Raw genomic sequence first — 12765 nt, forward strand, 5'->3', positions numbered from 1 at the left:
CCCGGCGTCCTGCCGGGTTACCCACGGATTCAAGCCTGCGTTCGGCCAGCGTGGTTTAACGGGGCGCCTAGGATCACAAGCAGATCAAGATCAAGATCAAGAGCGGCTCGCTTCGCATCGTGGTTACGGTTGGGCGCTACAGAGTTGTGTAGATACCTATGGCTACCGGTTAAAACGCTCCACCAGCGAGTACTGGGTATTGGCGGTATGCGTCAGCTCTTCACTCAACTGCGCCGAGTTCATCGCCTGTTCCGAGGTCTGGTCCGCCAGCAGCGCAATCGTGCTGATATTGCGGCTGATTTCTTCAGCAACCGCGCTTTGCTCTTCGGTAGCCGCGGCGATCTGAGTGGTCATGTCGGTAATATTGGCCACCGCCTCACTGATGCCCACCAGCGCTTGATCCGCTTCCATCACCCGTGCCACACCTTCTTCGGCCTGGCGATGCCCGGCGTCCATGGTTTGCACGGCAGCGCTGGCGGTGTGCTGCAGCTTGGCGATCAGGGCATGGATCTGCCCGGTCGATTCGGTGGTGCGTTGCGCCAACTGGCGCACTTCATCCGCCACCACCGCAAACCCACGGCCCATCTCGCCGGCACGCGCCGCTTCGATGGCGGCGTTCAACGCCAGCAGGTTGGTCTGGTCGGCGATACCTTTGATCACATCCACCACACCGCCGATTTCGTCGCTGTCCTTGGCCAGTTGCGTAACGGTCACGCCCGTCTCGCCTACGGCCACCGACAGGCGCTGGATCGCCTCGCGGGTTTCCCCGGCGATATCGCGGCCACGGCCGGTCAGGCGATTGGCTTCCTGGGTGGCATCCGCCGTGCGCTGCACATGGCTGGCGACTTCCTGGGTGGTCGCCGCCATCTGGTTGACCGCCGTGGCGACTTGTTCGGTCTCCACGCGTTGACGCTCCAGGCCGCTGGAGCTGTTGTGCGCCAGGGTGTTGGACTGCGCCGCCTGATCGTTGAGGTGTTCGGCAGTGTCCTGCAGGCGGGTGAGGCAGGTCTTCAGGCGCGCTTCCTGGCTGAGGATCGACATCTCCAGGCGCGCCTGGGCGCCACGGCTGTCGGTGTACATCTGCGCGATCAGCGGGTCGGAGGTGGTCTGCTCGGCCAGGCGCAGCAAACGCTTGAGGCCGCGCTGCTGCCAGCTCAGGCCGAGCAGGCCCAGCGGCACCGACAGCCCTGCCGCCAAGGCAAAGCCCCAATGGGAAGTGAGGGTGGCGCCGATCATGAAGCTCAACTGGCTGACCAGGATAAATGGCAGCCAGTCCTGCAGCACCGGCAGCCACTTGTCCCGCCGGGGAACGGCCGACTTGCCCTGGTTGATGCGTTGATAGAGCGCTTCGGCCCGGCGTATCTGCTCGGCGGTGGGCTTGATGCGCACCGATTCGTAGCCGATTACCTGGTTGCCGTCGAAGATCGGCGTCACATAGGCGTTAACCCAGTAGTGATCACCGGTCTTGCAGCGATTCTTGACAATGCCCATCCATGGCAAGCCTTGTTTGAGCGTCGACCACATGTGCGAGAACACCGCCGCCGGAACATCCGGGTGACGCACCAGATTGTGCGGGGCACGGACCAGTTCGTCGCGGCTGAACCCACTGATTTCGACAAAGGCGTCGTTGCAGTAGGTAATCACACCCTTGGCATCTGTGGTGGAGATCAACCGTTGCTGGGCGGGGAAGGTACGTTCGCGCTGGGTAACGGGTTGGTTATTACGCATGATTGTTCAATCCGCAAGGCTTTCAGGGGTTATCGGCCATTGCGGGCGTTTATTTAACTTATATTTGTAATAATCCCGCGACGAGTGCCGCGGGAGGTCAGGAATGCTCGCGGCTCGCGCCTGCTTTTTGTGGCCGCAACACCAGCCACAACGCCCCTGCAATCAACACCCCGCCATACACGTGGGCCATCGACAGCGGCTCGTCCAGCAGCAACGCGCCCCACAGTACGCCGAACGGCGGGATCATGAAGGTCACGGTCATCGACTTGACCGGACCGATGGATGACAGCAGGCGAAAATACAGAATGTAGGCAAAGGCCGTACACACCAGGCCCAACCCCAGCAACGACATCCACACCTGCCAGCCACCCCAGCTTGCCGGCGGCTGAGTGATGGCGCTGTAAGCGAACAACGGCAGCAAAAACAACGTCGCGCCGAGCATGCTGCCCAAGGCTGACAGGCGACTGTCCAACCCGCCGCGCTGATCCAGCCAGCGCCGTGCGAGAAATCCGGCAAAGCCATAGCAGGTGGTGGCCAGCAAGCACGCCAGCGCCCCCGTCAACAAATCCAGGTCAAATGCCACCGGGCCCGCCCGGGTCAGCACGCCCACGCCGAACAGGCCCAGGCACACCCCGGCGATTTTCGACGGCGTCAGGCGTTCACTGAAAAACATCCCGCCAATCAGTACGCCCATCAATGGCGTAGTGGCGTTGAAAATGGCCGAGTAACCCGCCGGCAGTACCTGCGCGGCTACCGAATACAGGGTGGCCGGAATCCCGGAGTTGATCACGCCCAACAGCAGCACGGTCTTGAACTTGCCCTGGAAGTCCCAGCTCACGCGCATCATCGAAAGGATCACCAACAAGCCGGCGGCAGCGATCGATACGCGGAAAAACGCGGTCGGCACGCTGCCGATTTCCGGCGCGATGATGCGCATGAACAGGAAACTCGCACCCCAGATGGCGGCCAGTCCCAGCAAGTACAGGGTGTCGACAGGTTTCACGGAAAACTCCTACGCAATCAGGCGGCGGAGTGTTGCCCAGCGTTACGGTTGGCACAATCGCTAAGTAGCGTCGCCAATGAAAATCGGCCTTCTCCTGCCTCGGTTCACTGGCTAAGCTCAGGGCTTCCCGCAACCCGTTCGAGGTTTTCCGCATGTCGCAGCCCGCCCTCGCTATCGCCCGGATGATCCTCGACGGTTTCGACGACTACCGTGAGCACTTTCGCCAGATCACCGATGGCGCGCGCGAACGTTTCGAAAAGGCCCAGTGGCAGCAAGGGCAGGCCGCTTCGGCGGCGCGCATCAACCTCTACGAAGAGAAGGTGGGGGAGGTCACGGCGCGTCTGTGCGCCGCGTTCGATGCGGGCGTGTTGCAGGACATCGAACGCTGGCCGCTGGTAAAGAGTGCCTACATCGGCCTGATCGACCTGCGCTTTGACGACGAGCTGTCCGAGACCTGGTACAACTCGGTGTTTTGCAGCCTGTTCAGCCATGACCTGATCAGCGATGGCTGCATGTTCATTCATACCACGCGGCCCAGCCAGCAGCGGGCGCGGGCTGCGCAAACCCGCACCTACACGCCTGCGGGCAAGATGGCGGACATGCTCGCGCAGATTTTCGCGGACTACCGCTTCAGTGAGCCTTACGCCGACTTGCCTGCCGACCTGCGACGCCTGGAAGCGCAACTGCGGGAAAACCTGCCGGACTGGGTGTGCAAAGACCCGGACCTGCACGTCGAGCTGTTTTGCTCGGTGCTTTACCGCAATAAAGGCGCCTACCTCGTCGGACGTATCTACACCCGCGACGAACAATGGCCGTTGGTGATCCCGTTGCTGCACCGCGAAGGGCGGGGAATCCAGATCGATGCGTTGATCACTGATGAAGCCGACGTGTCGATCATCTTTTCCTTTACCCGGTCGTACTTCATGGTCGATGTGCCGGTACCTGCGGAGTTCATCGGCTTTCTCAAACGCATCCTGCCCGGCAAGCACATTGCCGAGCTGTACACCTCCATCGGCTTTTACAAGCACGGCAAGTCGGAGTTCTACCGCGCACTGATCAACCACCTGGCGACCACCGATGATCAATTCATCATGGCGCCGGGCGTGCGTGGCATGGTCATGAGCGTGTTTACCCTGCCGGGTTTCAACACGGTGTTCAAGATCATCAAGGACCGTTTCTCACCGTCGAAAAACGTCAACCGCGCCACGGTGATCGAGAAGTACCGGCTGGTCAAAAGTGTCGACCGGGTAGGGCGCATGGCCGATACCCAGGAGTTCGCCGACTTCCGCTTTCCCTTGAGCAAGTTCGAGCCCGAGTGCCTCGCCGAGTTGCTGGAAGTGGCCGCCGGCACCGTCGAAGTGGAGGGCGACAGCGTCCTGATCCGCCACTGCTGGACCGAACGGCGCATGACCCCGCTCAACCTCTACCTCGACAACGCCAACCCCGCCCAGGTGCGCGAAGCCCTGGAAGACTACGGCCTGGCGATCAAGCAGCTGGCGGCAGCGAATATCTTCCCAGGTGACATGCTGCTCAAGAACTTCGGCGTCACCCGTCACGGCCGGGTGGTGTTCTACGACTACGATGAAATCTGCTTTCTCACCGAAGCCAACTTCCGCCACATTCCCACGCCGCGCACTCCCGAGGATGAAATGGCATCGGAACCCTGGTACTCCATCGGTCCGCTGGATGTGTTCCCCGAAGAGTTTCCACCGTTCCTGTTCGCCGACGCCGGCCAGCGCAGGTTGTTCGATGAGTTGCATGGCGAGTTATACAACGCCGATTACTGGAAGGGCCTGCAGGAGGCGATACGCGCAGGCAAGGTCATCGACGTATTCCCCTATCGCAGAAAAGACCCCCTGTAACGCATTCCCTTGCGGGAGGGGGTTGCCCCCTCCCACCGGTTTGACCTGCCAGATGAGCGGCTTTTCTGCCACACTTGTTGGCCGCGTATAAATAGATGACCGTCGAAGTAGCTGATGACTGACCAAGCCCCCACCCTCGACCAACTGCTCAACACTCTCGATCACGCCATGCTCGCCGACCGCCACCGCTTGCGCCGGCAGTTGCTTGAGCTGCGCAAGAAGCCTGACGAGGAAAAGCTGGCGCAGTGGGTGGCGCGCATGCAGGCGTCCTGCGCCCAGGTCACGGCGCGGCGTGCGAGCCTGCCGGTGATTCGTTACGACGACAGCCTGCCGATTGCAGCCAAGCGTGACGAGATCAAGGCTGCGCTGAACAAGCACCAGGTGCTGATCATTGCCGGCGAAACCGGTTCGGGTAAAACCACCCAGTTGCCGAAGATCTGCCTGGAAATCGGCCGTGGTCAATACGGCCTGATCGGCCATACCCAGCCACGCCGGATCGCCGCGCGCAGCGTTGCCAGCCGTGTCGCCGAAGAACTGGCCACGCCGCTCGGCGCGTTGGTCGGCTATCAGGTGCGCTTCGAGGACCAGAGCGACTCCAATACGCTGATCAAGCTGATGACCGACGGTATTCTGCTGGCGGAAACCCAGAACGATCGCTATCTGGAGCGCTATGACACGATCATCGTCGACGAAGCCCACGAGCGCAGCCTGAACATCGACTTCCTGCTCGGTTACCTCAAGACGCTGTTGCCGCGCCGACCCGACCTGAAAGTCATCATCACCTCGGCCACCATCGACCTTGAACGATTCTCCAAGCACTTCGACGATGCGCCGATTGTCGAGGTCTCGGGCCGCACGTTCCCGGTCGACACCTGGTACCGCCCGCTGACCCTGGAACAGGACGAGGAGGGCAACCGCGTCGAGGACGACCTCACCGTCGACCAGGCGATCCTCGCCACCCTCGATGAAATCGCCGCCTATGAGCGCAGCGAACGACGCAGCCCCGGCGATGTGCTGGTGTTCCTGCCCGGCGAACGCGAGATTCGCGACGCCGCCGAGATGCTGCGCAAGGCCCAGCTCAAGCACACTGAGATCCTGCCGTTGTATGCGCGCCTGTCACCGGCCGAGCAACAGCGTATTTTCCAATCCCACCCGGGCCGCCGCGTGGTACTGGCGACCAACGTCGCGGAAACCTCGTTGACCGTGCCGGGCATTCGTTATGTGATCGACAGCGGCACCGCGCGCATCAGCCGCTACAGCTACCGCGCCAAGGTGCAGCGCCTGCCGATCGAGGCGATCTCCCAGGCCAGTGCCAACCAGCGTAAAGGCCGTTGCGGCCGGGTCGAGCCGGGCATCTGCATCCGGTTGTACAGCGAAGAAGACTTTATCGGGCGCCCGGAATTTACCGACCCGGAAATCCTGCGCACCAACCTCGCCGCTGTGATCCTGCAGATGCTGCACCTGCGCCTGGGCGAAATCACCGACTTCCCGTTTATCGAACCGCCGGATGGCAAGGCCATCAGCGACGGTTTCAACCTGCTTCAGGAGCTGTCGGCGGTGGACCGCAACAGCCAGCTCACGCCGTTGGGCCGCCAGCTGGCGCGCCTGCCGGTGGACCCGCGCATGGGCCGCATGCTGCTCGAAGCCGCCAAGCTGGGCAGCTTGCAGGAAGTGCTGATCGTCGCCAGCGCCATGTCGATCCAGGACCCGCGCGAGCGTCCGCCGGAGCGCCAGCAGGCCGCCGACCAGGCCCATGCGCAGTGGAAAGACGCGGATTCGGACTTCGCCGGGCTGGTCAATCTGTGGCGCGGCTTTGAAGAACAGCGCCAGGCACTGACCGCCAGCCCGCTGCGCAACTGGTGTCGAAAGAACTTCCTCAACTACCTGCGCCTGCGCGAATGGCGCGACTCCCATCGCCAGTTGAGTTTGATCTGCCGCGACATGCAGTTGACGATCAACAAGGAACCGGCCGATTTCCCGAAATTGCACAAGGCGGTGCTGTCCGGCTTGCTCAGCCAGATCGGCCAGAAGACCGAGGACGGCGACTACCTGGGCGCGCGTCAGCGGCGCTTCTGGATTCACCCTTCTTCGGGCATCGGCAAGAAACGTCCGCAATGGCTGATGACCGCCGAACTGGTGGAAACCACCAAGCTGTATGCGCGCATGGTGGCCAAGATCGACGCCGACTGGATCGAACCGCTGGCCGGGCACTTGATCAAGAAAAACCATTTCGAGCCGCATTGGGAGAAAAAGCGCGGCCAGGTGGTGGCGTTTGAACAGATCACCTTGTTCGGGCTGATCGTGGTCGGACGCCGGCCGGTGCATTACGGGCCGATCGATCCGGTGGTGTCGCGCGAGCTGTTTATCCGCGAAGGCCTGGTGCGTGGGGAAATCCAGTCGCGAGCCAAGTGCCTTGCGGCCAACCAGCAACTGCTGGAGCAGCTCGACGAACTGGAAGCCAAGGCGCGCCGACGCGACATCCTGGCCGACGAAGAAACCCTCTACGCCTTCTACGATGCGCGCCTGCCGGCAGAGATCCACCAGACGGCGACCTTCGACAGCTGGTACAAGGTCAACAGCCAGAAAGACCCGCAACTGCTGATCATGCGCGAGGAAGACGTGCTGGCCCGCGAAGCCAGTGAAGTCACCGCCGCGCATTACCCCGACACCTTGCACCTGGGCGACCTGGCCCTGGCCTTGAGTTACCACTTCGAGCCCAACCACCCGCGTGACGGCGTCACCCTGCGCGTGCCGGCGCCATTGCTGCCGGCATTGCCGGCCGAGCGTCTGGAATGGCTGGTGCCGGGGGTAATCGAAGCCAAGTGCATCGCTCTGGTGCGCAACTTGCCCAAAGCACTGCGCAAGAACTTCGTGCCGGTGCCGGATTTCGTCAAGGCGGCGCTGCAGCGCATCGAGTTTGGCCAGGGCTCGCTGCCCCAGGCGCTGGGCCGTGAATTGCTGCGCATGACCGGTGCGCGGGTCAGCGACGAAGCCTGGGCCGAGGCGGCGCAGCAGGTGGAAAACCACCTGAAGATGAACCTGGAAGTGGTTGACGGCCAAGGCAAGTTCCTCGGCGAAGGCCGTGACTTGGCAGAGCTGACGGCGCGTTTCGCCGAGGCCAGCCAGGCGGCACTGGCGGTTCCGCAAACTGCGAAAAGCCAGCAGCCGGTGGAGGCCAAGGTGTTTGCGGCGGTCGCTGAGAAGACCCAGCAGAACATCGCCGGCCTGTCGATGACGGTATACCCGGCGCTGGTGGAAGAAAACGGCACGGTCAAGGAAGGGCGTTTCTCCACGGCCGCCGAGGCCGAATTCCAGCACCGCCGTGCCTTGCAGCGCCTGTTGATGCAGCAACTGGCGGAACCGGCGAAATTCCTGCGCGGCAAATTGCCGGGGCTGACCGAATTGGGCCTGATGTATCGCGAACTGGGGCGCATCGATGCACTGGTGGAAGATATCCTGCTCGCCAGTCTCGACACCTGCGTACTGGAAGGCGAAGCCAATCTGCCGCGCGATGGTGCCGGGCTGGCCGCGCTGGCCGAGCGCAAGCGTGGCGGCTGGACCGAACACGCCGAGCGTCTGGCGCGCCTGACCCTTGACGTGTTGAAACTCTGGCATGGCCTGCAAAAACGCTTCAAGGGCAAGATCGACCTGGCCCAGGCGGTGGCGTTGAACGATATCAAGCAGCAACTGAGTCATCTGGTGTACCCAGGGTTTGTGCGCGAGACCCCGGCGCAGTGGTTCAAGGAGCTGCCGCGTTACCTCAAGGCCATCGAGCTGCGCCTGGAAAAACTGCCGAGCCAGGTGCAGAAGGACCGTGTGTGGAGCACCGAACTGAGCGGCCTGTGGGCCCAGTACCAGAACCGCCTGAACAAACACACCCAGGAAGGCAAGCGCGATCCGCAACTGGAGCTTTATCGCTGGTGGTTGGAGGAATACCGGGTGTCGTTGTTCGGCCAACAGTTGGGGACCAAGGTGCCCATATCCGACAAGCGATTGAGCAAGCAATGGAGCCAGGTAGAGCCTTGAGGTCTTCCCGGATGCCCAAGTGAGCAGGGGTCAACTGTGGGAGGGGGCTTGCCCCCGATGACTGAGTGTCAGCCACTGATGTCTTGACTGATAAACCGCCATCGGGGGCAAGCCCCCTCCCACATTGTGAGCTGTGTGCAGCCGGACTATCGAGGAAATTTCCGACAAGGATCTGGGTCCAGTACCGCAGCAAGCAACTGGTAACACGGTCCCACTGTGGGAGGGGGCTTGCCCCCGATGACTGAGTGTCAGCCACTGATGCCTTGGCTGATACACCACCATCGGGAGCAAGCCCCCTCCCACATTCATTGTGAGCTGTGTGCAGCCGGACTATCTAGGACATTTCCGACAAGGATTTGAATCCAGTACCGCAGCAAGCAACTGGTAACACGGTCCCACTGTGGGAGGGGGCTTGCCCCCGATGACTGAGTGTCAGCCACTGATGCCTTGACTGATACACCGCCATCGGGAGCAAGCCTCTTCCCACATTTAACGGTGTCTGTCCGGGAAGTGGCGCCAAACCCCGGTGTTTGTGGCAAACTTCGCGCCCATAAATGCCGGGATCGTCGTAGCAGCGACGCGATGGAATAAAGCGTTGCCAGTTTGATGCCCGCTGGACGGAATCAAACGACCTACAGTTTGGTACGACGGTACCAATATCTTCTGCCTGACAGATTTAGAGGAACGACCGTGCATAACGTCGTCATCAGCGGCACTGGCCTGTACACCCCGGCCAACAGCATCTCCAACGAAGAGCTGGTGCAGTCTTTCAATACCTATGTGCAGCAGTTCAACAGCGAAAACGCTGCGGCCATCGAGCGCGGCGACGTGCAGGCGTTGACTGAGTCCAGTGCGGCGTTCATTGAAAAGGCCTCGGGCATCAAGAGCCGCTTCGTGATGGACAAGGACGGCATCCTTGACCCTCGGCGCATGGCCCCACGCTTGCCCGAGCGCAGCAACGACGAATGGTCGGTGCTCTGCCAGATGGCCGTCGGCGCTGCCGAGCAGGCCCTGCAACGCGCCGGCAAGACTGCCGCCGATATCGATGGCGTGATCGTCGCCTGTTCCAACCTGCAGCGTGCCTACCCGGCCATCGCCATCGAGGTGCAGGAAGCCCTGGGTATTGAGGGCTTCGGTTTTGATATGAACGTGGCGTGTTCCTCGGCCACCTTCGGGATCCAGAATGCCGCCAACAGCATCCAGCTGGGCCAGGCCCGGGCGATCCTGATGGTCAACCCGGAAGTCTGCACCGGTCACCTGAATTTCCGTGACCGCGACAGCCACTTCATCTTTGGCGATGCCGCCACGGCGGTGATCCTCGAGCGGGCCGACCTGGCGACCTCCGAGCACCAGTTCGACGTGGTGAGCACCAAGCTGCTGACCAAGTTCTCCAACAACATCCGCAACAACTTCGGCTTTCTCAACCGCACCGCGGAAGAGGGCGTCGGCGCGCCGGACAAATTGTTCGTGCAGGAAGGCCGCAAAGTGTTCCGCGATGTCTGCCCGATGGTGGCCGAGTTGATTGGCGCGCACCTGGCGGAAAACCAGCTGGGCGTCACCGATGTGAAGCGCTTCTGGCTGCACCAGGCCAACCTGAGCATGAACCACCTGATCGTGAAGAAACTGCTGGGCCGCGAGGCCTCGGTGGAAGAGGCGCCGGTGATCCTCGACACCTACGCCAATACCAGTTCGGCAGGCTCGGTGATTGCGTTCCACACGTATCAGGACGACTTGCCCAAAGGCGCCGTGGCCGTGCTCAGCTCGTTCGGGGCCGGCTACTCCATCGGCAGCGTGATCCTGCGCAAACGCTGATGGCGGAGCGGGTCTGCGCGTTTACAGTGAGGTGTTGAATGGCAGCAGCGGACGACACGCATCTGCTTGAACGCCTGCTCAAGGGTGAGCAGCGGGCCTACAAGGAGTTGGTCACCACGTACCAGAGTGCGATGCGGGCGGTGGCCTATGCCATCGTCGGCCAGCGGCATGCCGATGAGGTGGTGCAGGATGCCTGGCTGTCAGTGGTCCGCAACCTCGCCAGGTTCGAAGGGCGTTCCAGCCTGAAGACCTGGCTGCTGACGATCACCGCGAACGCCGCCAAGGGCCGCTACAAGCAAAATCGTCGGGAGGTGTTGCTTGACGATCTGCCATCTCCCCATGGAACCATCGGTGATGAACGCTTTACGCCTGACGATGGGCACTGGGCCGTAGCGCCGTATGCCTGGCACCAGGACACGCCGGAAGCCTTGCTCACCGAAGAGGAATTGCGCAACTGCCTGGAGCACACCCTGCTGAGCCTGTCCGAATTGCAAAGCAGCGTGCTGGTGCTGCGTGAACGCCAGGGCCTGGAGCTGGAGCAAATCTGTAATCTTCTGACGCTCTCACTCTCCAATGTGCGTGTGCTGCTGCATCGGGCACGGCTTAAAGTCTTTGCCACAGTGGAGCATTTTGAGGAAACGGGCGAATGTTGACGTGTAAGGAGCAAGTGGCGCGTTCCAGTGACTACCTCGATGGGCAATTGACCTTTCGTGAGCGTCTGCTGGTGCGTCATCACTTCATGTTCTGTCCGAACTGCCGGCGCTTTATCCGTCAGATGCGCCTGATGCAGGCGACGTTGCGGATCATGCCGGACGAGCCGGTGAAGGATGCGGATGCGCTGGCCGAGCGGCTCGCGGCCGAGCGGCGTAAAGATGTGTAGGAGCGAGCTCGCTCGCGAAAAACGTCAACGATAACGCGGGTATCCTGGATAAACGCGCTGCCTGTTCGTTCTTCGCGAGCATGCTCGCTCCTACAGGGTGAGGTTAGAACTTGGCTTCAGCATCCAGCTGCAGGGTGTTGGTGTTGGCATCACGCTGAGTCCGGCTGGCGTAGTCAGCCTTGGTCAGGAAGTACGTGGCGCCCAGGGCGAAGTTCTTGTCGATGTCGTAGCTGACCTTCATCTTGTGACCGCGCGAACCGGTGGTGCCGTTGGCGAAGTCCGAATCGGTGAAGGCGCCTACCACTGCGTCACGTTGCGTATCGCGGTAGTTGTAGTCGAGGTTGAAACCGAACACCTTGGACTTGGCACCCACCAACCAGGCGGTGTCCTGATCGGTCACGGCATCGTTGTTTTTCACGTATTGGCCGTAGAAGGCCAACGGCACTGCCAGGCCGCCGATGTCGGCTTGGGCAAAGCCTTCATACAAGCGGAATTCGTTATTGGCCGAGTTGCCGTTGACCGCCAGTGCGCAAGGCGTGGTGGTGGTCGTGCAGCGGCTGTCCTTGTCGTTCTGGTAGGCGTAGACACTGCCGCCCAGGGTCATTTTCAGGTTGTCGGTCAGCGAGAAACGCGTGCCCAACTGGCCGGATGTCAGGCGCAGGTCGTGGCGAAATTGCACGCCGTCGCCGTCGACGTTGTCCTTGAGGTTGTAGTTGCCCAGGCTGCCGAACAGCTCGGCGCTGCCGCCAAGCGGGTATTTGTAGGTGACGGCCAGGCCTTCGGGGTTGATATCGCTGTCCCAGATCACATCGCCCATGCTCACCCACGGTTGCATCATCTTGCCGCCGATCACGTGCAGGTTCTTGATCTGGTCCGGGTGGTAGTCGATGTAGCCGAGGTCCAGCCAGATCGATTTCTTATCGAAGTAACCATCCTGGTCCTGGTTGGTGGAACGCGCATCGTCGCCGCCGCCCGTGGCGATACGGATACCGGTGTCCACCTGCGGGTTGATCTCGGTGTAGGCACCCAGGCGCGCGCGGATACGTTGACGGTCCTTGTCACGCCCACCGTTGTTGGGCTCGCCATCGATCTTGATGGTTTCCTGGCGAAAGCGCACATCGCCCTTGAACTGAGTCTTGGCGGCCCAGGCCAGCTTCTGGTCGAAGCTGCTCAGCTCGTTGGTCTTTTTCGCGGTGGCGGCGATCTGTTCGTTGGTTTCCTGTTGGGCCTGGCGTGCGATCTGCTGTTCTTTCTGGTCCTTGGCCAACTCGTTCTGCAATTCGGTGTACTGCGAAGCAGTGATCTGGCCGTTGGCCTTGAGCATGTCGAGCAACTTAGCGTCGACTGCAGCGCTGGCCGGAACGCTCAGGGCCAGTAACAGGCCGCCGCACAGGACCGCCGCAGTTTTAGTGGAAGCAAGACGCATATCAATCTCCGAAAGTGAGGAGGGGTAA

Annotated in this window: 8 protein-coding genes; 5 read left to right on the forward strand and 3 right to left on the reverse strand. The window is 61.6% G+C overall.

Features of this window, described 5'->3' with window-relative positions:
- Positions 1-162: 162 nt before the first annotated feature.
- Both BFP96_RS14210 and BFP96_RS14215 read right to left on the reverse strand, forming a co-directional pair.
- Complete coding sequence (locus BFP96_RS14210) at positions 163-1728, reverse strand: methyl-accepting chemotaxis protein (RefSeq protein ID WP_065894410.1); 1566 nt, start codon at positions 1726-1728, stop codon at positions 163-165.
- 97 nt (positions 1729-1825) lie between these two features.
- On the reverse strand, positions 1826-2731 hold the full coding sequence (locus BFP96_RS14215) for a DMT family transporter (protein ID WP_065894409.1): 906 nt from the start codon (positions 2729-2731) through the stop codon (positions 1826-1828).
- Positions 2732-2883: 152 nt separating this feature from the next.
- Here BFP96_RS14215 and aceK point away from each other — a divergent pair, with 152 nt between their 5' ends.
- The 5 genes from aceK (at position 2884) to BFP96_RS14240 (ending at position 11311) form a co-directional block, all read left to right on the forward strand.
- Positions 2884-4593 (forward strand): bifunctional isocitrate dehydrogenase kinase/phosphatase, encoded by a 1710-nt coding sequence (aceK, locus tag BFP96_RS14220; RefSeq protein ID WP_065936444.1) that lies wholly within the window; start codon positions 2884-2886, stop codon positions 4591-4593.
- A 114-nt stretch (positions 4594-4707) separates the two neighbouring features.
- Positions 4708-8619: an ATP-dependent RNA helicase HrpA gene (hrpA, locus tag BFP96_RS14225; protein ID WP_065896266.1), complete on the forward strand. Its 3912-nt coding sequence runs from the start codon at positions 4708-4710 to the stop codon at positions 8617-8619.
- A 690-nt stretch (positions 8620-9309) separates the two neighbouring features.
- On the forward strand, positions 9310-10431 hold the full coding sequence (locus tag BFP96_RS14230; protein WP_065894405.1) for a beta-ketoacyl-ACP synthase III: 1122 nt from the start codon (positions 9310-9312) through the stop codon (positions 10429-10431).
- A 38-nt stretch (positions 10432-10469) separates the two neighbouring features.
- Positions 10470-11084: an RNA polymerase sigma factor gene (locus BFP96_RS14235; RefSeq protein ID WP_065887905.1), complete on the forward strand. Its 615-nt coding sequence runs from the start codon at positions 10470-10472 to the stop codon at positions 11082-11084.
- The gene (locus BFP96_RS14240) at positions 11078-11311 is read left to right on the forward strand and encodes an anti-sigma factor family protein (protein WP_065894403.1); all 234 of its coding nucleotides are present in this window, start codon (positions 11078-11080) and stop codon (positions 11309-11311) included. The genes BFP96_RS14235 and BFP96_RS14240 overlap by 7 nt, the downstream gene beginning before the upstream one ends.
- Positions 11312-11414: 103 nt before the next feature.
- Here BFP96_RS14240 and BFP96_RS14245 read toward each other — a convergent pair whose 3' ends face one another.
- Entirely contained in the window at positions 11415-12737 is a 1323-nt protein-coding gene (locus BFP96_RS14245; RefSeq protein WP_065887907.1) for a putative porin, read from the reverse strand.
- Positions 12738-12765: the final 28 nt, after the last annotated feature.

This window comes from Pseudomonas sp. 34 E 7 (assembly GCF_900005715.1).
In the GTDB taxonomy this organism is placed as follows: domain Bacteria; phylum Pseudomonadota; class Gammaproteobacteria; order Pseudomonadales; family Pseudomonadaceae; genus Aquipseudomonas; species Aquipseudomonas orientalis_A.

Bases quoted from the DNA above. Each gene is read 5' to 3' on its own strand.
- BFP96_RS14235 (WP_065887905.1), top strand. From the start codon at position 10,470: ATGGCAGCAGCGGACGACACGCATCTGCTTGAACGCCTGCTCAAGGGT.
- BFP96_RS14240 (WP_065894403.1), top strand. From the start codon at position 11,078: ATGTTGACGTGTAAGGAGCAAGTGGCGCGTTCCAGTGACTACCTCGAT.
- hrpA (WP_065896266.1), top strand. From the start codon at position 4,708: ATGACTGACCAAGCCCCCACCCTCGACCAACTGCTCAACACTCTCGAT.
- aceK (WP_065936444.1), top strand. From the start codon at position 2,884: ATGTCGCAGCCCGCCCTCGCTATCGCCCGGATGATCCTCGACGGTTTC.
- BFP96_RS14245 (WP_065887907.1), bottom strand. From the start codon at position 12,737: ATGCGTCTTGCTTCCACTAAAACTGCGGCGGTCCTGTGCGGCGGCCTG.
- BFP96_RS14210 (WP_065894410.1), bottom strand. From the start codon at position 1,728: ATGCGTAATAACCAACCCGTTACCCAGCGCGAACGTACCTTCCCCGCC.